This window comes from Streptomyces sp. NPDC048338, from assembly GCF_043201055.1.
Lineage (GTDB): Bacteria > Actinomycetota > Actinomycetes > Streptomycetales > Streptomycetaceae > Streptomyces.
Map to the genome: position 1 here is coordinate 96,318 of NZ_JBICYQ010000003.1, position 21,009 is coordinate 117,326.

Annotated in this window: 21 protein-coding genes and 1 tRNA gene; 15 read left to right on the forward strand and 7 right to left on the reverse strand. The window is 69.9% G+C overall.

Going from position 1 to position 21,009, the window contains the following annotated elements:
• The first annotated feature begins 98 nt into the window (after positions 1–98).
• The 3 genes from ACGFZF_RS07925 to ACGFZF_RS07935 all read left to right on the forward strand — a co-directional run bounded on the left by ACGFZF_RS07925 (position 99) and on the right by ACGFZF_RS07935 (position 3,469).
• Positions 99–1,802 carry a bifunctional 3'-5' exonuclease/DNA polymerase gene (locus tag ACGFZF_RS07925; RefSeq protein ID WP_393551968.1) on the forward strand — a complete coding sequence of 568 codons (1,704 nt, stop codon included), beginning with the start codon at positions 99–101 and terminating at the stop codon, positions 1,800–1,802.
• 143 nt (positions 1,803–1,945) lie between these two features.
• Positions 1,946–2,338 carry a DUF6479 family protein gene (locus ACGFZF_RS07930; protein ID WP_393551970.1) on the forward strand — a complete coding sequence of 131 codons (393 nt, stop codon included), beginning with the start codon at positions 1,946–1,948 and terminating at the stop codon, positions 2,336–2,338.
• Positions 2,339–2,584: 246 nt separating this feature from the next.
• On the forward strand, positions 2,585–3,469 hold the full coding sequence (locus ACGFZF_RS07935) for a sigma factor (protein WP_393551972.1): 885 nt from the start codon (positions 2,585–2,587) through the stop codon (positions 3,467–3,469).
• 21 nt (positions 3,470–3,490) lie between these two features.
• Here the strand turns inward: ACGFZF_RS07935 and ACGFZF_RS07940 are convergent, their stop codons facing one another.
• The 5 genes from ACGFZF_RS07940 to ACGFZF_RS07960 form a co-directional block, all read right to left on the reverse strand.
• Positions 3,491–3,838, reverse strand: a complete 348-nt coding sequence (locus ACGFZF_RS07940; RefSeq protein ID WP_147976856.1) for a VOC family protein — start codon at positions 3,836–3,838, stop codon at positions 3,491–3,493.
• 198 nt (positions 3,839–4,036) lie between these two features.
• Complete coding sequence (locus ACGFZF_RS07945; protein WP_393552943.1) at positions 4,037–4,657, reverse strand: pyridoxamine 5'-phosphate oxidase family protein; 621 nt, start codon at positions 4,655–4,657, stop codon at positions 4,037–4,039.
• 889 nt (positions 4,658–5,546) lie between these two features.
• The gene (locus tag ACGFZF_RS07950; RefSeq protein ID WP_393551974.1) at positions 5,547–7,475 is read right to left on the reverse strand and encodes a hypothetical protein; all 1,929 of its coding nucleotides are present in this window, start codon (positions 7,473–7,475) and stop codon (positions 5,547–5,549) included.
• 191 nt (positions 7,476–7,666) lie between these two features.
• Positions 7,667–8,317 (reverse strand): YdcF family protein, encoded by a 651-nt coding sequence (locus tag ACGFZF_RS07955; protein ID WP_393551976.1) that lies wholly within the window; start codon positions 8,315–8,317, stop codon positions 7,667–7,669.
• Positions 8,314–9,102 (reverse strand): GntR family transcriptional regulator, encoded by a 789-nt coding sequence (locus ACGFZF_RS07960; RefSeq protein WP_393551978.1) that lies wholly within the window; start codon positions 9,100–9,102, stop codon positions 8,314–8,316. The genes ACGFZF_RS07955 and ACGFZF_RS07960 overlap by 4 nt, the downstream gene beginning before the upstream one ends.
• A 515-nt stretch (positions 9,103–9,617) precedes the next feature.
• Here ACGFZF_RS07960 and ACGFZF_RS07965 point away from each other — a divergent pair.
• The 12 genes from ACGFZF_RS07965 to ACGFZF_RS08020 all read left to right on the forward strand — a co-directional run bounded on the left by ACGFZF_RS07965 (position 9,618) and on the right by ACGFZF_RS08020 (position 19,225).
• Complete coding sequence (locus ACGFZF_RS07965) at positions 9,618–9,884, forward strand: DUF6284 family protein (protein WP_393551980.1); 267 nt, start codon at positions 9,618–9,620, stop codon at positions 9,882–9,884.
• Positions 9,881–10,054, forward strand: coding sequence for a hypothetical protein (locus ACGFZF_RS07970; RefSeq protein ID WP_393551982.1), 174 nt, complete (start codon positions 9,881–9,883; stop codon positions 10,052–10,054). Before ACGFZF_RS07965 ends, ACGFZF_RS07970 begins: the two co-directional genes overlap by 4 nt.
• Positions 10,051–10,914: a DUF2637 domain-containing protein gene (locus tag ACGFZF_RS07975; RefSeq protein WP_393551984.1), complete on the forward strand. Its 864-nt coding sequence runs from the start codon at positions 10,051–10,053 to the stop codon at positions 10,912–10,914. Before ACGFZF_RS07970 ends, ACGFZF_RS07975 begins: the two co-directional genes overlap by 4 nt.
• The gene (locus tag ACGFZF_RS07980; RefSeq protein ID WP_393551986.1) at positions 10,914–11,252 is read left to right on the forward strand and encodes an RRQRL motif-containing zinc-binding protein; all 339 of its coding nucleotides are present in this window, start codon (positions 10,914–10,916) and stop codon (positions 11,250–11,252) included. Before ACGFZF_RS07975 ends, ACGFZF_RS07980 begins: the two co-directional genes overlap by 1 nt.
• 5 nt (positions 11,253–11,257) lie before the next feature.
• On the forward strand, positions 11,258–11,620 hold the full coding sequence (locus tag ACGFZF_RS07985) for a DUF6251 family protein (protein WP_393551988.1): 363 nt from the start codon (positions 11,258–11,260) through the stop codon (positions 11,618–11,620).
• A gap of 272 nt (positions 11,621–11,892) precedes the next feature.
• Positions 11,893–13,668 carry a MarR family transcriptional regulator gene (locus ACGFZF_RS07990; RefSeq protein ID WP_393551990.1) on the forward strand — a complete coding sequence of 592 codons (1,776 nt, stop codon included), beginning with the start codon at positions 11,893–11,895 and terminating at the stop codon, positions 13,666–13,668.
• A gap of 14 nt (positions 13,669–13,682) precedes the next feature.
• The gene (locus tag ACGFZF_RS07995) at positions 13,683–13,958 is read left to right on the forward strand and encodes a hypothetical protein (protein WP_393551992.1); all 276 of its coding nucleotides are present in this window, start codon (positions 13,683–13,685) and stop codon (positions 13,956–13,958) included.
• Positions 13,959–14,039: 81 nt separating this feature from the next.
• Positions 14,040–14,765 carry a DNA methylase gene (locus tag ACGFZF_RS08000; protein ID WP_393551994.1) on the forward strand — a complete coding sequence of 242 codons (726 nt, stop codon included), beginning with the start codon at positions 14,040–14,042 and terminating at the stop codon, positions 14,763–14,765.
• Complete coding sequence (locus ACGFZF_RS08005) at positions 14,762–15,601, forward strand: bifunctional DNA primase/polymerase (protein WP_393551996.1); 840 nt, start codon at positions 14,762–14,764, stop codon at positions 15,599–15,601. Before ACGFZF_RS08000 ends, ACGFZF_RS08005 begins: the two co-directional genes overlap by 4 nt.
• A gap of 1 nt (position 15,602) precedes the next feature.
• Positions 15,603–17,075, forward strand: coding sequence for an ATP-binding protein (locus ACGFZF_RS08010; protein WP_393551998.1), 1,473 nt, complete (start codon positions 15,603–15,605; stop codon positions 17,073–17,075).
• A gap of 475 nt (positions 17,076–17,550) precedes the next feature.
• Positions 17,551–17,754: an excisionase family DNA-binding protein gene (locus ACGFZF_RS08015; RefSeq protein WP_393552000.1), complete on the forward strand. Its 204-nt coding sequence runs from the start codon at positions 17,551–17,553 to the stop codon at positions 17,752–17,754.
• A gap of 64 nt (positions 17,755–17,818) precedes the next feature.
• Positions 17,819–19,225, forward strand: coding sequence for a tyrosine-type recombinase/integrase (locus ACGFZF_RS08020; protein ID WP_393552002.1), 1,407 nt, complete (start codon positions 17,819–17,821; stop codon positions 19,223–19,225).
• A 46-nt stretch (positions 19,226–19,271) separates the two neighbouring features.
• Here the strand turns inward: ACGFZF_RS08020 and ACGFZF_RS08025 are convergent.
• Both ACGFZF_RS08025 and ACGFZF_RS08030 read right to left on the reverse strand, forming a co-directional pair.
• Positions 19,272–19,345: transfer RNA gene (locus tag ACGFZF_RS08025), tRNA-Thr, on the reverse strand.
• Positions 19,346–19,439: 94 nt separating this feature from the next.
• Entirely contained in the window at positions 19,440–20,996 is a 1,557-nt protein-coding gene (locus tag ACGFZF_RS08030) for an alpha/beta hydrolase (protein WP_393552004.1), read from the reverse strand.
• Between the last annotated feature and the right edge of the window lie 13 nt (positions 20,997–21,009).

A 21,009-nucleotide genomic window follows, 5' to 3' on the forward strand; every position in this document is an offset into this window, starting at 1 on the left:
CCCGCCGCCGAACGCCCGCCGCGGCGCGCGGGAGCCCGCGCCCCCGTCCGCCGTGGCGCGGCAGGACGCTGTCAGTGGCGGGTGCCAGACTCGCACCCATGAGCGAGAGGTGGGCGCTGGCCACCGAGGCGGAGGGGGACGGAGCGCTGCTCGTCCCGCTCGGCCCCGACGGGCTGCCCGCCGGACCGGTCCTGCGCGCGCCCGATCTCGTGACGGCCGTCCGCTCCCGGCCCGACGTCGCCCGCTGGGTATGGCGCTCGACCGCCGAGGTCTATCCCCGGCTGCTCGCCGCCGGGGTGCGCGTCGAGCGGTGCTACGACATCGAGGACGCCGAGCAGCTCCTCCTGGGTCACGAGGGGCGCCTCGGGGAGCCGCGGTCGGCCGCCGCGGCCCTCGCGCGGCTGCGCAACGCTCCGGTGCCCCCCGATCCGCCCCAGCGCGCCGCCGCCCCCGGATCGCAGGACTCGCTCTTCGAACCCGCGCCGGCCACCGGGATCCCCTTCGAGGGCCTCCTGGAGGTCTACGCCGAGCAGCAGCGCCGCCACGACGGCACCGAACACCCGGGCAGGATGCGGCTGCTCACCGCGGCCGAGTCCGCGGGCATGCTGGTGGCCGCCGAGATGAACCGGGCCGGTCTGCCCTGGCGGGCCGACGTGCACCGCGAGGTGCTGCGCGGGCTGCTGGGCGAGCGCTACGCGGGCGGCGGGGAGCCCCGCAGACTCGCCGAACTCGCCGACGAGGTGTCCGCCGCGTTCGGCCACCGGGTCCGCCCCGACCTGCCCGCCGACGTCGTCAAGGCCTTCGCGCGGGCCGGGATCCGCGTACGCTCCACCCGCCGCTGGGAGCTGGAGGAGATCGACCATCCCGCCGTCGCGCCGCTGATCGCCTACAAGAAGCTGTACCGGATCTGGACGGCCCACGGCTGGTCCTGGCTCCAGGACTGGGTGCACGACGGCCGCTTCCGCCCCGAGTACCTGCCCGGGGGCACGGTCAGCGGACGCTGGACCACCAACGGCGGCGGAGCCCTGCAGATCCCCAAGGTGATACGGCAGGCGGTCGTCGCGGACGAGGGCTGGCGGCTCGTCGTCGCCGACGCCGACCAGATGGAACCCCGGGTGCTGGCCGCGATCTCCCGCGACCCCGGGCTGATGGAGGTCGCCGGGCACCCCGACGACCTTTACACCCGGCTGTCCGACCGGGCGTTCTCCGGCGACCGCGAGCACGCCAAACTCGCGCTGCTCGGCGCGATCTACGGTCAGACCAGCGGCGACGGCCTGAAGAACCTGGCGGCGCTGCGCCGCCGCTTCCCCCGGGCCGTGGCCTACGTCGACGACGCGGCCAAGGCGGGCGAGGACGGCCGGCTCGTCCGGACCTGGCTCGGCCGGACCAGTCCGCGCGCGGCCGGCGCGGGCGAGGCCGAGGAGGCGGGCATCCCGCAGGAGGACGCCGGCGCGGGAGCCGGACGGGGCGACGCCGAGGGCGAGTTCACGCCCGGGTACGCCTCCACCGACGCCCGCGCCCGCGGCCGGTTCACCCGGAACTTCGTGGTCCAGGGCAGCGCGGCGGACTGGGCCCTCCTGATGCTGGCCGCGCTCCGCCGGTCCCTCGCCGGAATGCGTGGCGAGCTGGTCTTCTTCCAGCACGACGAGGTGATCGTGCACTGCCCGGGGGACGAGGCGGAGGCGGTCACGGAGGCCATCCGCGCGGCCGGTGACGAGGCCGCGCGGATCGCCTTCGGCCCCACACCGGTCCGTTTCCCGTTCACGACGGCGACCGTGGAGCGCTACTCGGACGCGAAGTAGGGCGCTGCGGTCCGCCCCGGCCACGGTCACACCGGGTCACCGGTTGCCCACCTCCGTGCCGCGGCCGGGACCGGTGCGGGCGTTTCCGGCAAGTTCGGAAGCCCGAGCATCCATAACGCCCCAAAACGGGGTAATCATGGATTATGAACGCTTTTCTCGCGGATTCCGCAGGGGGCGCGACACTGGCCGGCGTCTGGCAGTCAGGCCTGGGCCAGGTCCTCGGCGGTCTGATCATCGTCGCCGTACTGATCGGCGGGTTCTTCCTGGGCATGCGTGTCCGGGACAAGGAATCCCCGACACCGAAGCCGGAGGAACAGCCTCACCGCCCGGAGAGCGACGCTCTCCCCGGTGAGATGTCCGAGTACCGCCGACCAGCGGAGATGCCGCAGACCGACGGGGAACACCGGCTCATGCCGTACGAACTCAAGAAGTCGGGCAGCGAGACCTCCCCCGAACCACCGACCGAGGAGAAGCGGAAGTGGGGCGGGATCTCCAGCGGAGGCTTCGGCAGCGGAGGCACGGGCCACGGCGACTGAACGCCGGCGCGCCACACCTGACGGCGTGCGGTCGCCGGACACCCCGTCCGGCACCCGCACGCCGGCCCCCGACACCGACCGCACCGGCCGCCGACCCGTGCGGTCCCCGGTGCCCACCCACCCCCTCGCCGCGGCCGCCTCCCCGTCCCGTCGGCCCGTCCGCACGGGACATCCGGGCAGCCGCGGCCCCTGATCGCCGCCGTCGGGCGGCGACGGCGGTCGACCGCTCCACGGAGGTCGTTTCCGGTGGACGCTCACACACTCCCGGCCGAGCTCTTCGAGGAACACCGACCGCGGCTGCGGGCGATCGCCTACCGGCTGCTCGGCTCGTTCGACGAGGCCGACGACGCCCTCCGGGAGGCCCGGCTGCGGCTGGGCGGCTCCGACACCGAGGCGACCGAGGCGATCGAGCGGCCGGACGCCCGGCCGACCGCGGTCGTCGCCCGCGTGTGCCTGGGCCTGCTGCGGGCCCGCGAGGCCCCTCGCGAAGGCCCGTGGGACGCGGGCGACGACGAGGCCCCGCACCCGCCCGACACGGCGGGCGATCCCGACGAGCGGGCGCTGCTCGCCGACTCCGCCGGACGCGCGCTGCTGGTCGTCCTGGACACGGTCACACCGGCCGAACGGCTGGCGTTCGTGCTGCACGACCTGTTCTCCGTCCCCTTCGAGGAGATCGCCCCGATCGTGGAACGGACCCCGGCCGCCGCCCGGCAGCTCGCCGTCCGGGTGCGGCGGCGCGTCCAGGGGACGGAGGAGATGCCGGAACCGGACCTTCCGCGTCAGCGGGAGGTCGTCACGGCGTTCCTGGCCGCAGCGCGGAGCGGTGATGTCGACACGTTGCGCGCGCTCCTGGACCCGGACGTGGTGCTGCGGGCGGACGCCGAGGCGGTCCGTACCGGGGCGACGGGTGCGCACGGGGCGGACGACGTGACGAAGACCTTCTCCGGACGCGTGGCCCGCGCGGCGCGGATCGCGACGGTGGACGGGGCGGCCGGCCTGGTCTGGGCACCGGGCGGGGAGCCGAGGGTCGTCTTCGGCTTCACCGTGCTCGACGACCGGATCACCTCGATCGACGTCCTGGCGGACCCGGGCCGGCTCCACCGCCTGGAGCTGGAGCTCCTCGACGAGTGAGGACCCGCGGCAGCGGCGGGCTCAGGGGTCCTGGAGCAGGCCGAGCAGGCTGCCGTCGGCGTCCCGGACGGAGGCGATGCGCCGGCCGCCCCCGACGTCCTGGATCTCCTGGACGGTCTCCCCACCCGCGGCGAGCAGCGCCCGGCACGTTCCCTCGATGTCGTCGACGTGCCAGTACGGGGACGGTCCGGTCAGCCCCTTGGCGTGGCCGTTCGGGTCGAGGCCGATGTGCTGCCCGGCCACCACGTACCCGACGTAGTACGGCTCGTCCATCTCGGGCTCGACGCCGAGCAGGGCGGTGAACAGGGCTTTCGCCTTCTCCAGGTCCTTCACGGGGTAGAGGATCGTCCGGGCTCCGGTGGTGGTCATGGGGTCCTCCTCGGGGAGTCGGGCGGGGCATGCCTTCCCCTCCATGATCCGCGGCGCGCGGCGGCTGACAAGCGGGAAGCGGCCTCTCCCCCGCCGCGGTCAGCCACCCCGTACCACCCCGCCGCCCGCCCGTGGGGACCTCCTCGTGGCCGAGCCCGCCCCCGGCGCCGCGAGCCCGGCACGATCGGCGGGACGCCCCTAACCGAGGATCCGTCCGGCCCGCTCCGCCACATGGGTCGGCGGCGCCATGCCGGCCGGCAGGACCGGGTCGGCCAGGGGCGCCCCGATCGTGGTGACCACCGGCAGGACCCCGGCCCACAGGCCGAGTTCGGCGTCCGGGCTGTCACCGTCGTCCGGCGGGCCGTCGCTGGTCTTCACGGAGGCCTCGGTGAGGTCGAGCGCGACGAGGGCGGTCGCGGCGAGCTCCTTCCGGCTCGGCCGCCGGGCGTAGTCCCACTGCCCGGGCGTGGACTGCTCGGTGAGGGCCCGCAGCCCCCGCAGCTTCTCCTCGGGGTCGGTGACCAGCCGCGGCACGCCGTAGATCATCGCGCACCGGTAGTTGACGCCGTGCTCGAAGACGGAACGGGCGAGCACGAGGGCGTCGACGTGCGTCACGGTGACGCAGACGGCGGCGTCGGGGGCCTGGACGAGGCTCCGGCTGGCGACCGATCCGTGCAGGTAGATCCGGTCGCCGTCGGTGCCGTAGACGGTGGGCACGACCATCGGCGTGCCGTCGACGACGACCCCGAGATGACAGAGGAACCCGGCGGCCAGCACCGCGTCGAGGTCCTCCCGCCGATGGCTCCCCTTGTGCCGCATCCGCCGCAACCGCGTCCGCCCGGTCACCTCCAGCCCCCCGGCCTCCTCCTGCCCGCCACGCGCCTGCTCCGACGCGTCACCGTGTACCTGCTCGGCGGCTGTGCTCATGCTGTCCTCTCCCCCGGGTGTTTCCCGCTCCCCGTGTTCTACGACGTTCCCCCCGCCCGCCGCCACGGCCGCCCACCTGTCGGGACCACGAGGCGCCACGCGGCAGGACGAAGGTGCGGGGCCACCAGGGGCGACCCGCTCGGACGGCAACCCGCCCCCGAACAGCCGTCGATGCGTGCCCCACCACGGGCTCGGCCCCGCACGGGACCCTCGTCCGCCCGTGCGGAACCCGGGGCAGGTGACGATCCCTTCGCCTGGGGACTCAGACCGCGGTGGAGAGCGCTACGTGCCGCCACGGGTCGAGTTCACGTCGTACCAGATCCAGCTTCGCCTCGACGCGCTCCACCGCGTCCTCTCCCAACGGCAGGCGCAGCGGGGTCCCGTCCGGACGCCGCCCAGGCCGGCGCTCACCGGGAGTCCTGACCGCCGGAGGACGCGTGACCGTCCGACCTCCCGGGCACGAACTCGGCCCAGGCGCCGAAACCTTGATGGCACCGGCGAGACGACCTCCACGGCGTGCCCGGTACGCGACGCGCACTCCCCGGGCAAAGCAAAAGCCCCAGGTCACGGCGAGTGAGTCCTGAGGCTTCCACAGAGCCGCCTTCGGGATTCGAACCCGAGACCTACGCATTACGAGTTGTCCGATCTTGGTCCGGGGGTGTCCATGGGCGTCCGCTGTCCCAGCCCCCTCCTGGTCACAGACCTTCTGAGACTTGAGCGGACGACCATGGACAGAGGGGCCGTTGAGACCGTAATTGAGACCACAGGAAGTCCAGCGCGCTTACCCGAGAAGCTCGTACCACGCAGCTCGCGTAGCCCGCCCGAGGCGCCGCCACCACGGACGTGGCGCCACTCCGAGTGGGTTGGCCAAGGCGGCCTTGACCAGACCGGCGTCCGTCTCGGCGTGCTCGTGGGAAGTAATGAGCACCAACAGCGAGTAAGCCCGGAGCGCCAGAGCGGCCTGCTCCCGGCTTGCATTGTCCATGAACCCGTGAGCGACAAGGTTGCGGACATTCATTCCGTCGCCGAGCAGAAAAGTCCTCAGAAACCGCTCCCAGTCAGGGTCAAACCCATTTTCTGTCAGATACGGAAGGAGTGCACCAAGACCCGGGAATTGCCCTACCCCATCACCAACCTGAACTTTATACACGGGCTCATTAAGCTCAAGCAAGAGCGCTCGAATCGATGCTTCAATTTTGGGAACAACTAGATGCACGCAAGCATCAAACTCGCCGACCCAATACAGGATCAACCCCTTCGCGAGAGTCTTGGCTGACCCCGGACTGGTTCCCGACGTGGCTATGGATTCTTCAAGATCAGTGAAGCAAGGAATCCCGAAGCGATCCTTTATGACGTCAAGGGCATCAGCGAGAAGGATCCCGCGAATATGAATACCCCAGGTCTCTTCGCGAGCCAACTCGCGCTGGAAGCTGTCATCACCTTCAGAGAGAACACGCCTGGGCATATCTCCCGGCCCGAACACTAGAGTGGTTGCGAGCCTGATAAATCCTGGCCGATCCAGCGCTACGCGCGCCGCTTTCTCATTTTGATCCAGATTTCCACTGGGAGCCTCACTTTCGAACCAGACACCCAGGGCTTTGCGCCACGCGTCGACTCGCCTGTATGGACGTAGGTAGCTTCGAGCATATGCATTAGGGATGCCGAATTCGACCCCTACAGTCTTCCATTCGACCGAAGGGGCAGACTGCAGACGGGAAACGGCCTCTCTTTCCATTTCGGGAAGGTTGAGCCGCCGAGCGAGCGAAGCAGCGTCATTCAGGTGGGCTCTGATAACGATCCCATCAACAGCACGATCAGCATCATTCAGGTGCGCCCTAACCTCAGCCTCACTGGCGCGCCGAGCACGGACATCATCGCCATCGGCAGTGGCCCTGCGGCGGACAAGCGCGGCTATCTGGCCAATTGTCAGCGTCCCTGGGTAGGCGAGGAGAGCCACGTCAAGCAGATGGTCGACCTTGGGATCCACCAACTGTGCATTTTTCTTGCGCTGCGGGGCGCTCAGGGCATCTAGAAGTTGGATGAGGATGTAACCGTTTTCACCGTCACTCAGCAGATCCTCAGCCATATCCAGCATGGCCGCCTTAACCTGTGACACCATTGAGACGAGATTCACCGAGCGCGCAAGTTCCCACGCGCGCAGCAAACCAGATCCCTGGTCCGTGACAGAAAGACCTCCTCCGATCAATTCCAAATAAGAGCGGATTGCATCCTCGGCCGCGTCGCGACTATTCGCCAGTCGAAGAGTGAAGACAATATCGGAACAACGCGCCTTTGCCGCCGAGTGCGTCACGGACGAACTGAGCGCGAGCCATAGCGCCCGGACCTCACTATCAGCATCACGCAGCGCCATGGGAAAGATCGACGGGCCATCCAGGGGAACTAGGGATGCACCGGGCTGAGAGGACATGAATGGGTGGATCGCAAGATGATACGTAAAGGTTGTGGTCAGAACCCGCAAGGCAGCAGGATCGAACGACTTCCCGGATACCTGCGCAATTTTCCCGATTCGAAGACTCGCATCCATAAAGTCTTCGGCCCCTTCACATGCCTCATCAGCAAGTGCAGCCAGGGCGGGCACCAGGGAGGCGTCGTGTCGATACACCATGAATTCCGGAGCAGTAGGATCAAGAGTGGATCGCGATCCTTCAGTAAGATCCGAGTCGCTCGCTGCGGAATCACCTTCGCTCATGGCGCCCTCCCAGGTAATCATTCACTTGAATCACGACTGTCTTACCTTCAAGGCAGGTCGGACACGATGAACGAACGGCTGCCAGGAAGCCGCTATTCGCTTCAGATTCTATGATGGAGTGGGGCTCGACCCGGGAGGTTTTTCTCACTTGCACGGACGATCTGGGCGGGACAGAAGGCGTGTCGCGATCCTCACTCCGGCATGAGTCGGCTCACGAATCCTCCATCGCGCAGCCGCCCGTACGCCGCCAGCACGTCCGCCGGCACATCCTGAGAGATCATGAAACCGCGCTGCGGGTAGATGAGCAGTCGCTGTACGGCACCGACGAGCATGTCCAGCACCAGGCGGGTGTCCTGGACGGAGTCGACGTACTCCCTGAGCGTCATGACCGCAGACGCACTCACGATGTCGACGTCTGGCCACAGCTTCCGTGCGGTCGCGTACGCCCGCCTCTCCTCGTACGGCTTGCTGACGAGGAGCACCGACGTCACGTCTACCCCTTGCTCGGCAAGGAGGGCGCGGGACAGCCGGATGTTCTCGCCCGTGTTTCGGGCGTTGGGCTCAACGAGGATCGCGGACGCCGGCATGCCCAACTCCAGCGCCCTGTCACGGTAGTGCTCCGCCTCACCGCGGGGCATCCGCCCCTCGGTCGTGCGGCTGGTAGCGCCGGTGAAGACGATGACCGGGAAGAGGCCACGCTGGTACAGGTCGACGGAAACGTCAGCCACACCCAGGTCATGGCTGCCCAGACCGATACCGACCGAGCAGGGGCGCAGCTCGTGGCCCATCTGCTGGAAGTCCCACAGCCGTTCGGCGTCGACCCAGTTCTGAGCGGAGATCACTGCCCCTCCTCCGCCGCCGAGTCGGGCACCTGGAAGTCGTACGCCCAGGCGAAGCGTGTCGCGGCATGCACGCCGATCGCGAACTCCACCAGCGTGCCGTCCGCCGTGAACGTGCTCCGGTGCAGCTCGACCACCCACTCCCCTGGGAGGAGCTTGAGCTGTTCGGCCTCCTCCGACTTGGCGGCCCGGGCGAACAGTTCCTCCCGCATGCGATCGATCTCGTAACCCGCGTCATAGAGCACGCGGAAGCCGCCGCCCCGGCCGGCGGGACCGGGGGTTGGGTCGACGATCCGCGTCCCCTCGACATGCTCCGGGCGGTAGTAGCTGGTCAGGGTGTGCGTCGGCTGATCACCCTCCCTTACCAGGCGTGCCCGCGCGTATACCTCAGCGCCTTCGGGTAGCCCGTGCGCTGCCGCGACGATGGGAGGCGCCACGACGCGGCCAACCGTCTGGGTCTGCTCGCCACGCTTGTAGGCCCGCCCGGAGGCGACCCGGTCCGCGATGAACGCGACTTCGTCGCCGTCGCGCCACTTCGCCTTGTCGTAGCGGGCGATGCCCAACCGCTTGAGCGGCGCCCGCTCCCGCACGACAGTGCCGTGCCCACGGGAGGAGGTCACGAGCCCCTCTGACTCCAGCGCCTTGTAGGCCGCGTGGACGGTCGTCTTCGACCCCTCGCCCGCCTCGACCAGGTCGCGGATCTGCGGAAGCTGCTCACCCGGGGAGTACTCCCCGCTCCTGATCTGCTCCGCCAGCTTGTCCGCCAGTTCCCGCCATTTCGGTGCCACTGCGAACTCCTCTCGACTGACTCCAGTCAAGCACAGTCCCAGGACTGTTGACAGTCCCGGGACTGTGCGTCACAGTCTTCTCAGGCACTTCGCAGTCCCAGGACAGCGAGTGCGGGAGGGCCTTCTTTGGGCTGCTCCCGGCGCCCGGAGAGCTGGTGAAGCGGCTCGATGGAAGCGACCGCTGGCTTGTGAACTGCATAGAGAGATCAGAACTACAGGCATCTGCGACAAGCCGCAGGCCCTGCCGCACGAGCAGCAAGCACCTTCTCCCATGCCGCCCTTCCGGGCGGACAAGAGATCCATACGTGCGGTGAGACAAGGGCAAGGATCGCGAGCCCCACCCACCCCCAACACCGCAGCCGCTTGGCTGCGGCCGGTTGCCTCCTCCGCCCGTCCGGCCTGTGCCGTACGGGCGGGGCTGAGGGGAGCCGGATGGTTTCCAACGGCGAGAGGCCCCGGAGTTGCACCTCCGGGGCCTCGGTTCGGGCCGTTCCTGTGTGAGAGGAACACACCCAATGACGTTCATCGCTGCACTTCAGGCCGCTGTTACGGCCGTCCCGTTCGATGGTGAGCCGTCGGACGCGGAGCTGGACGCGATCGAGACGGAGATGCCGCTGATCCTGGCGGAGGTCGACCTGCTCGACGCGCAGATCATGACCATCGACCGGCCGGCCAACGAGCTGGACACCCGCCGCGTCCGCCGGGCCCGGAACCGGGTCCTGGCCGAGCGCCGCAACCTGACGAACCGCACCGGCCTGACCCAGGCGGGCGGTGCCGCATGAACCGCCTCACCTTCTGGAGCCTGCTCGCTCTGTGTGTCGCGGTGGAGGTTTGGGGGCTGGCCCTTGGCCGCCGGGGCGTCCACTACGCCGGAGTCATCGCGGCGGTCGGCGTGATCGCTGTCGCCCGCCTCCTCTTCCTGGCCCGCCAGGGCAAGGAGGGTCAGGGATGAACCGCGCCGGCAAAGCGCTGCTCGTCCTGGCGCTGGTCGCCGTGGTCGGTATGGCGTTCCGGGTGTCGTGGAACGCGCTGCGGGACGTGGCCACGGCCGTCGGCGCGGACGAGACCGGCGCCACCCTGTATCCGTTCGTGGTCGACGGCCTGATGGCCCTGGCTCTGGTCGCCACGCTGGTGCTGACCGATCGGGCCGACAAGCGGTTCGCCCTGCGGGTCCTGGCCGCCTACACGGCCGCTTCGCTGGTGCTGAACTTCGTGCACGGTCTCGTGCCCGAGCTGCACGGCGAGTCGGTCGACTGGACCCGACTGGCCGACTGGGACCCGGTCAACTGGCTGCTGGTCCTGCTCGCCACATCGCTCCCGGTCGGCTCGATCTACTTCGGCTCCGATTTGGTCGCCAAGGTCCTTCACCATCGACCGATCGACCCCACGAATGCGAAGAAATCCACTGATGTCGACACAGAACGGTCTACCTCTGACCTCACGGAACCCGCTCCCAAGCTGGTTCCCGCGCTGGTCGAGCCGGTCGCGATCGAGCGGCCCGAGCCGGTCGATTCCCTGGTCGAGTCGGGGTCGACTGATCGGGTCGTGGTCCATGCGGTGGCGGCTGAGCAGTCGGCACCGCGTCGGGCGACCGGTCGGGTGCCCGAGGCGGCTCGATCGGCCCGACCTCGCCGCACGGCCGATGAACTGTTGGCCGAGGCGCGTCAGATCACGGAGTCGTGGCCGGTCGAGCAGTTGACCGCCGAAGGCATCCGGAAGGCGCTGCGGACGTCACCCGACAAGGCCCGGATGCTGCGCGAGACCCTGCGGGCCGAACGAAGCGCTGTCCTTGAGCCGGTGGTGGTCGGCTGATGGGCGCCGTCCCTGTCTACCGCTGGCGGCTCGCCCCGGATGGGCTGGCCACGTTCCGGCAGCTCCGCGCCCGGGGCCTACGGCCGGGTGGTCAGCCGGTCGCCGCGCAGCTCGAACGCCCCCGCAAGCGCCGGGGGCCGCTGGTCGCCTACCTGTACCGGGTCGACCTGGCCAAGCCCGTCCGCCCCATGACCCCCGCCCGGCGGGCGGCCCTGGCCAAGGCGAACACGGCTCGCCGTATCTGCCCCACCTGCCGGCGCGACGCGGGCTACCGCATCCCGACATCGCTCGGCATGTGCACCCCCTGCGCCTTCCCCGAGCAGCCAGAAAGGACGTGAACACCGTGACCAACCTTCCCGAGCCCGCGCCCGTGGTCCGGCTCCCGGACGGCCAGTACGCCTACGCCGACCACCTCCCCGCCCTCCACCAGCAGCCCGCGGCCGTGCCGCAGGTGGTGCACCAGCACATCCACCAGGCACCGCCGGACCGCACGGTGCAGCGGGTCGCGCTCGGCTCCGGGGTCGGGGCCGGCGCGGTCGCGGCCGGGGTCTACTTCGGCCCCCTGCTCGTCGGCGCGCTGACCGCGATCGCCGCGAACCTCGCGATCCTCGCCCTGCTCGCTGCCGTCCTGTCCTGGGGCGTCGTCACCATCGTCCGCAGCGTCGGCGGCAGGGACGGCAAGCGCGCCAGCAAGCGCACCAAGTAGGCGCTATCCACGCCAGGTTGGGGCCTGAAGCCGTAGGCGGGCCGCAGGGGCCCGCACCCCCCTTCTGGAGGGTCTGAGACCCCCGGGGGTGCGCTAGGCCGCCAGGGCCCCCGTAGCGACGCAGCGTGAGGGAAGTTTCCCGTCTCGCGCGCGCACGCGTAGGGGCCCTGCCGGAAACCAGGAAACCGGAAACTCCGCTACTCACCGTGGTGGTGACGGGCCGTCGCAGGGCCCGTCACCACCCGACCCACCAGCCTTTGGAGAGGACCGACGTGAGCCAGTCTTCAGCCTGGCAGATCCACCGCCAGTACGCCGCCACCGCCGCCCGCTGGACCGCCACCCGCTGGCGGGCCGAGGCAGAACGGCGCCGCACCCTGCGCGCCGAACGCAAGCCGCTCGTCACAGACGCCCGCCGCGCCGTCGCCCAGGCACGGGCCATCGACCCGCAGAAGGTCACCTCCATCGTCCACCGCGCCGAACGGGAGCTGGCCACGGCCAAGCGCCGGGTGCCCGACCCGCTGTGGCTGTTCGCGTCCAAGGCCGCGATCGCCACCGCCATCGCCGCGCGGATCACCCTGCCCCTGGTTCCCGGGCGGGTGTGGCTGTGGTCGGCCATCACCGTCACCGTCGCCATCGTCGGCGCTGTCGTCTGGACGGTCGCCCGCGCCCGGCGGGAGAAGACCGGTCTTCAGCCGACGGCCGAGGAGCGTGCGCTGCTGGGCCGGTTGCAGCCGGAGCACTGGCGCGAGCACGCCGAGCAGCGCGGCCTCGCCGGAACCATGACCGGCCGGCCCGCGCTCACCGAGTCCGGGATCGTCGTTGCCGTCCGGCTGGATGGGCAGTGGACCGCGACCAAGCTCCGCTCGGCCGAGGACCACGTCCGGGCCCTGCTCGGCGCCCGGACCGATCTGCGGATCCAGATCAAGGCGGGCAAGCGTGGCGGCTGGGCGGAGATGACCCTTCGCACCAGGTCCGCCGCTGACGGCGACAACCTCCAGTGGTCCCCCGACCGCCGCTCTCTCGGGGTGGACACGGTGACCGGCGAGCAGGTGACCGTCCCGCTCGGCGAACGGCTCCTCATCGCGGGCCGCTCCGGCGCGGGTAAGTCCGTCGCTTCCCGCCCCCTGCTCTACGACGCGTCCGAAGGCGCGTCGAATGCGCTGGCGATCATCGACCTGAAGCAGGTCGAGGGACGGTTGTGGGACCACCGGGCCCGCGTCGCTTCCACCCCGCGCGACGTGATCACGCTGGTGGATGAGGTTGAAGCCGAGATGCACGACCGGCTTGCCGTGTTGCCCAAGGGCCAGGACACCTGGACCCCCACCCCGGACCGCCCCCGCATCACCCTCGTCGTCGACGAAGGGGCCGAGGTTCTTACCGCCGCCGACAAGGTTCCCTTCCCCACCGTGGACGAGACCGGCAAGACCAAGACGGTCACCCGCAGCGCGTTGCCGGGTTTGGAGTCCATCGCCCGCATGGGCCGCGCCGCCTGCATCGACCTGTGGTGGATGACCCAGAAGCCCACCATCAACGACGGCGTCCCCAAGCAGATCGCCCCACAGATCTCCACCTCCATCTGCCTCGCCGTCCGCACCCCCGCCGAGGCCCGCGTCGTGCTTGGCGAGGACGCACAGGCCAAGGGCTGGAACGCCGACGAACTCCCCGCCCCCGGCGTGGCGCTCATCCGCGACGGCAAGCGCAAGCCCGACCCCGTCAAGGTCCGCTACATGGACAAGACCGTCGTCATCGCCCTACCCGCCCGCACCCCCTGGCACCGCCCCACCACCACAACCCCGGCGCTCACCCTCGTGAAAGACACCACCGACACCCCCGCAGCACCGGTATCGGTCCCTGTCCAGGCGGACAGCGCGGACGCACGCATCCTCACCCTCATCCGCCAGGCCGAACAGCCCATCCGACAGAAGGACCTCGCCGACCAAACCGGCCTGACCAAAGGCACCGTCTCCAAGGCAATCAAGCGCCTCGCCGACACCGGCCACATCCAACGCCAGGCCGACGGCGCACTCACCACCAACGAAGCCGCCTAACCCGAGGAGACAACGTGGAACCCCACACCCTGCTCGGCTTCCACATCACCACCAACCCGGACGGCATCACGACCCTCGTCCTCCACGCCCACGACCCGGACGGTAGGCGGATCCACAGCACCGTGCTCTGCGCCGAGCCGTACGTAGCTGACGCCCTGCGACTGGAGATCGGGCGCGAGATCCCCCACCGCCCCCTCGGAGCACTCACCTTCGGCGACATCAGGGCCAGGCACGACGCGTTCGCAGCCCTCGTCGCCACCACACACCCCGTGTCCATCGACCCGCAGTGATGCGGAAGGGCGGCCCCCGTCTCGGCAAAGTCCGGGGCCGCCCTCATCTCCCGATCGACTCAAGACCTGGAGGTCTCCAGCATGACCCACCCCACCGACATTCGGCGAGACGCCGAGCGTCCGTTACTCCTGGACCTGTTCTGCTGCGCCGGCGGCGCAGCCATGGGCTACCGCCGAGCCGGGTTCGACATCGTCGGCGTCGACATCGTCGCCCGCACGAACTACCCCTTCACCTTCGTCCGCGCCAATGCCCTGGAGTACCTGGCCGCCCTGATCGCCACGGGGGAGATCGAGCGGTACGCGTTCATCCACTCCTCTCCGCCGTGCCAGGGAAAGTGCGCGCTGACCGTCGGCACGAACCAGTCGCAGGGCTGGGGAGGTGACCATGTGGACCTGGTCGCGCCTACCCGCGAACTCCTTGACGCCTCCGGTCTGCCGTATGTGATCGAGCAGCCCAACGGTCGGGCGGAGATCCGCAAGGACGTGTGGCTTTGCGGGGAGATGTTCTCCCTCGGTGTCCTGAGGCACCGGAATTTCGAACTCGGCCGCTGGAGCACCGAGCAGCCGGCCCATCCGAAGCATCGGGGCTATGTGCGTGGGCACCGGCACGGCGTCTACCGGGACGGTCCGTACGTCGCCCCGTACGGCAGCGGGGGCGGTAAGGCCACGGTGCCGGAGATGCAGACGGCGATGGGCATCACGTGGACCGACGTCCGTGAGGAGCTGACCGAGGCCATCCCGCCCGCCTACAGCCAGTGGATCGGTGCCGCGTTCCTCGCCCAGTCGCGGCTGGGGGTGGCGGCGTGAACACCCACCTGCACACCGCCCTGAGCCTCGCTGGATCCGGCGTCCCCGTGCTGCCTCTGCGCGTGGGGAAGCTGCCGTTCGGAAACTGCCCGGCCTGCGCGGCCAACGCGTGTGGCGGCCGGCCGCACATGAAGACCCCCGGTCCCTGCATGTGCCCGCTCCCGTGCCACGGGTGGGCCGCCGCCACGACCGACCCCACCGTGCTGTCCTCTGCCCCGTGGACCGCTGCCTGGCAGCGAGCCGGAGCCGTCGCCTACCACCCCGGTGGCGCCGGGGTCACCGTCGTGGACCTGGACGACGCTGACGCGATCGCGTGGGCCCGCGAGACCCTGCCCTCGACCCGCACCGTCGCCACGACGCGGGGCGAGCACTGGATCTACGTCGGCACCATGCGCTCCATGAACGGAGTTCGGGCCGGTGTCGACATCAAGTCCCTTATGTCTTACGCCCGATGGCGTGGCCCGGGGACGGGCATCCTGGCTGATCTGCCCGACACCGTCCGCGCGCTCGCCGAGAAGAAGTCCACCGTCGTCCGGTCGGCGCGGCAAGCCGTCACCGTGCCCGCGCCCGCCGGCGGCGAGAAGTGCCGCCACCGCTCGCCCGCCTATCTGGAGCGCGGGATCGTCATGGCGGAGCAGCGCATCACCGACGCCACCAGCGGGGTGCACGCGACGGTGTATCGGACGTTCCTGGCGGTGCTGTCCGCCCACGGCCGGTGCGGCTGCCTGGCCGAGGCACACATCGCCCGGCTGTTCGCCGCCGCACAGGCCAAGGGTGAATCGCCCCGGCACTGCACCGCTGCCTGGTCCAACGCACTGACTGCTCTGGGGATGTGAGATGTCCGAGGACGAGAAGAACCCCGCCCGCGAAATCATCACCGACTACGCGCAGTCCAACTTCCGGTACTTCCGGACCATCGACGGCACCGTCTACGCCCAGCGCAACGGACACCCCGTCGCCCGCCCCATCCGCTCCCAGGGAACGACCGGCAGCCACCGCCAGGAACTCATGGTCGGCCTGTTCCGCGACGGCTTGGGCGTCTTCAACGGAACCGCCTTGAAGGAGGCACTCGACTTGATCGAAGCACTCGCGCTCACCGAGGACGTCCAGCCCATTCACATCCGCGTCGCCCCCGGATTCGACGGCGCCACCTGGTTCGACCTCGGCCGCGACGACGGCAAGTCCGTCCGCATCCACCCCACCGGCTGGGACATCCTCACCCCCGACCCGCGCGAGGTCTGCTGGCGCCGCACCCAACTCACCGGAGAACTCCCCCTCCCTGTCCAGAAGACCGACGGCAAGGGCATCGACCTGCTCATGCGACTGTGCAACTTCACCGACGCCCGCGCCGAGAGCCTGGCCCTGGCCTGGCTGATCGGCTGCCTCGGCCCCGACGCCCCGGTCCCCGCCCCCTTCCTCACCGGCCCCCAGGGCGCGGGCAAGTCCACCGCCGGCAAGATGCTCGTCCGGATCATCGAGGGCATGAGCGGCGACCTGCGCCGCGCCCCGAAGGACGAAGAGAACCTGATCACCGCCGTCGCCGCCGGATGGATCACCGGCCTGGACAACCTCTCCCACCTCGGCCCCGACCTCTCCGATCTCATGTGCTGCATCGTCACCGGCGCCGAGAACATCAAGCGCGCCCTGTTCACCGACGGCGACGTCGTCCGCTCCCGCTACCGCCGGCCGATGCTGCTCACAGGCATCGACGTCGGCGTCATCCGCCCCGACCTCGCCGAACGCCTCCTCCCCCTCCGCCTGGAACGCCCCCGCATCCGGCGGACCGAGGCGGAACTGTGGACTGAGTTCGCCGAGGCTCTGCCCGTGATCCTCGGCTCCGTCCTCGATCTGACCGTTGAGGTCCGCGCGGCCCAGGCCGACATCCCCACCGACCTACGGATGGCAGACTTCGCCCACCTTTGCGCCCAGCTCGACACCGCCCGGAACTTCGGGGCCCTGGACGCCTACCGAGCCAGCCTGGACGACCTCAACGACGATGTCATCGAGGGCGACCTCCTCGCCCAGACCGTCCTCAAGCGCGCGACCGACATCGAGCCGGGCACCGATGTGCGGATGACGTCCGCCGAGTGGCTCCACGGTCTCACCCAGCTCTACACCGGCGAGGACTTCCGCCCCCTGCCCAAGGGATGGCCCACCACCGGCAAGGTCCTCTCCGACCGACTCAAGCGCCTCCAGCCCGTCCTCGCCGCGCGCGGAGTCCTGGTCGACTGGGGCAGGAGCAACACCGCCCGCTACATCGAGATGACCCGGACCAAGCCCCCGCAGGACGAGCAGCAGCAGGCGTTCTAACCCGCGCCGCGCGGTCCCGGCCGCACAGGCAAGAGGAGCACCCCGGCCCAGCGCGGGCGGTGCTCCTCTTGCTCTTCGGCGGCGGCAGCCGCTCCCAAAGTCGTGCCGCGAAGCGGCTCCCCATTAACGCCGAGGCGCGCACAACAACAGACACAGGCCCCTCTTTTTCCTAAGTAAGAAGACGCTGCGTCACCTGCGTCACGACGGGCCCCAAAACCGCTCCCCACCTGCATCAACCGGGGTGACGCAGAGCCCAAAAGTCTGCGTCACCTTGCGTCACCTGCGTCATGCCCTCACGGACGGCTGCGTCACCGGTGACGCAGCCCGCAGACCTCTGCGTCACGGAACCTCGCAGGTCAAAGCCCTGAGTGACGCTAATGACGCAGTGACGCAGAAATCCCCACCTCGGACAGGTGCCGACACTCTGGCACCCCGATCCTCGACACCTCGGAGCTCTGCCAAGGAGGCACACGTAGTGACCACCGCCGCGAACCCCGCCCCGACCCGCGCCCTGTTCACCGTCAAGGGAGCCGCCGAGTACCTCTCTCTCGGCCGCTCGACCGTCTACGAGCTCATGGCCACGAACAAGCTGCCGTACGTCAAGGTCGGTCGCATCCGCAGGCTCCGCCTGGTCGAACTCGACGCCTTCGTCGCCCAGCTGGAGACGTCGGCCAACTGACCACCTGAGAACCCTAAGGCGGCCCCGGCTACAGCCGGGGCCGCCTCACACGTGAAAGGCGAAGATGAACCGCAAGCCCAACATGGAGTCTTCCATCTACGAGGGGAACGACGGTCGGTGGCACGGCCGCGTCACCATGGGTCTGAGGGTCGACGGTAGCCCCGACCGCCGCCACCGCAGCGCCGCGACCGAGGCCGAGGTCAAGCGCAAGGTCAAGGAGTTGGAGAAGCTGCGCGACGAGCAGCGGGCGCCGAAGGCGGGTCGCGTCCCCACCGTCGCACAGTGGATGGACACCTACCTGACGACGATCGCGAGCCTGAAACTCAAGCCCCGGTCCCTGGACGACTACTGGTCCAAGACCCGTAACGACATCGTCCCCGGGATCGGCCAACACCGGCTGAACAAGCTGGAACCGGAGCACCTGGAGACCATGTACGCCGCCATGCTCCAGGAGGGACATGCGCCGTCCCACGTGCTGAAAGTCCACCGCATCCTGTCGCGGGCGCTGAAGATTGCCCACCGCCGCCGGATGATCGTGGAGAACGTCGCCACCTTGGTGGACCCGCCGACCGTGGACGAGACGGAGGCGAACCCGTTCACCCAGGAGGAGGCGCGGACGTTCCTGGAGGCGGCGGCCAAGCGCCCGACGTTCGTCCGCTGGCTGGTCGGCGTCGGCATGGGGTTCCGTCAGGGCGAGACGCTCGGGATGCGCTGGAAGTACGTGGACTTGGAGGCGGGACTCTTTCACCCCCGCTGGCAGCTCCAGCGGCTCACCTGGCGGCACGGATGCACCGACGCGCACCGCTGTGGCGAGCGGCTGCACCGGTTCGAGCCGTGCCCGCCGGCCTGCGCCACCCACAAGGGTTACAAGCGGGGATGCCCGACGCCGTGCGAGAAGTCGTGCACCAAGCACGCGAGCGTCTGCCCCGTTCGAAAGGGGGGCGGTCTGGTCTTCACTCGTCCCAAGACGAAGAAGAGCAAAGAGCCCGTCCCGATCCCCCCGCCGTTCGTCCAGCCCCTGCGGAAGCTGCGTGCACTCCAGGAGCAGGAGCGAGCGGCGGCAGGTGAGCTCTGGCAGGAGCACGACGTCCTGTTCGCCCGACCGGACGGACGGCCGCTCGACCCCCGTCAGGACTGGGAGGAGTTCAAGGAGCTGCTCGACGAGTGCGGTATCGACGACCGGCGCCTGTACGACGGGAGCCGCCACACGGCCGGCACGATCCTGAACGAACTCGGGGTCCCGCTCGTGACCATCATGGAGATCCTGCGGCACACGCAGGTGACCCAGACCCGGCGGTACGTGAAGGGCCGGTCTGAGCAGTCCGTGGACGCGATGCGGCGGATGGGAGAGGCGTTCCTCCCGCAGATTCAACCCCAGCCCGAGAGGCCCGCACAGGCCCCTACTGAGACCAGGAATGAGACCAGCGCCACGCGCGCCACCCGTGCACAGCTCCGCCGTCGGATCCGGTAAATGAAAAAACCCCAGGTCACGGCGAGTGAGTCCTGGGGTAATTCCGAGCCGCCTTCGGGATTCGAACCCGAGACCTACGCATTACGAGTGCGTTGCTCTGGCCAACTGAGCTAAGGCGGCATGCTGTGCGGTCCATACTGGGCGCAGCAGCGTCGCCAAGTCTACACAGTTTCCGAGGGTGCTCCGACCACCCCCCGCGTGGGCCTCGCCACCCTCACGAGCAGCGCTTTCCCTTCTGCGGGACCGTGCCCTCCAGGAGGTAGGTGTTGATCGCGGTGTCGATGCAGTCGCTGCCTCGGCCGTACGCGGTGTGTCCGTCGCCCTCGTAGGTCAGCAGCGCGCCCGAGGAGAGCTGGGAGGCGAGCGACTCGGCCCACTTGTACGGGGTCGCCGGGTCGCGGGTGGTGCCGACCACGACGATCGGGGCCGCGCCCTCGGCGGTGATGCGGTGCGGGCGGCCGGTCGCGGGGGTGGGCCAGTAGGTGCAGTTCAGGGCGGCCCAGGCCAGGCCCTCGCCGAAGACCGGGGACGCCTTCTCGAAGGACGGCACCGCCTTCTCCACGTCGGCGGGCCCGGTGAAGGCCGGCGGGAGGTCGAGGCAGTTCACGGCCGCGTTGGCGGCCATCAGGTTCGCGTACGTGCCGTTGGCCTCGCGCTCGTAGTAGCTGTCCGCCAGGGCGAGCAGTCCGGAGCCCTCGCCGCCCATCGCCTGGTTCAGCGCCTCGCGCAGCTGCGGCCAGGCCGCCTCGTCGTACATCGCGGCGATCACCCCGGTGGTGGCCAGCGACTCGGTCAGTTCGCGGCTCTCGCCGGTCGGCAGCGGCTGCGCGTCGACCTGGCGGAAGAAGTCCCGCAGGTTCGTGCCGGCCTCGTCGACGGATCCGGTGCCCAGCGGGCAGTCCGTCTTCTTCACGCAGTCCGCGGCGAAGGACCGGAAGGCGGTCTCGAAGCCGGCCGTCTGGTCGCGGTTGAGGTCGACCGCGGGCAGGGACGGGTCCATCGCCCCGTCGAGCACGAGCCGGCCGACCCGGTCGGGGAACAGCTCGGCGTAGGTGGCACCGAGGAAGGTGCCGTAGGAGGCGCCGACGTAGGTCAGCTTCCGGTCGCCCAGCACCTCCCGCAGCAGGTCCATGTCCCGGGCCGTGTCCACGGTGGAGACATGGGGGAGGATCTTCGACGACCGCTTCGCGCAGCCGGCCGCGAACCCCTTGAAGGAGGCGGCGAGCGCGGCCGTCTCGGCACGGTCGTCCGGCGTCTGGTCGACCTGGGTGTACGCGTCCATCTGCGGTCCGGTCAGGCACTCGACGGGCTCGCTGCGGGCCACGCCGCGCGGGTCGACGGCGACCATGTCGTAGCGGGCGCGGACGGGAGCGGGGTAGCCGATGCCCGCGTAGCCCTGGAGGTAGCCGACGGCCGAGCCCCCGGGCCCGCCCGGGTTGACCAGGAGCGAGCCGAGCCGCTTGCCGGGACCGGTGGCCTTGATCCGGGAGACCGCCAGCTTGATCTCCCCCGCTTCCGGCGCGGCGTAGTCGAGCGGCGCGCGGAGCGTGGCGCACTGGAAGCCGGGGACACCGCAGTCGCGCCAGGCGAGCTTCTGCGCATAGAAGCCCTTCAGGGCGGCCGCGGACGCCGGGGAGGCGGTCGCCGACGCGGAGGTCTTCGCGGACGACGGCCCGGCGGCGGCGTCGTTTCCGCCCGTGCAGCCGGAGAGGATCAGCCCGGCCGCCGCGAGGGCCGTGGCGGACGTACGGAGCAAGCGCCTGGAGTCCATTCCCGGAGCGTAT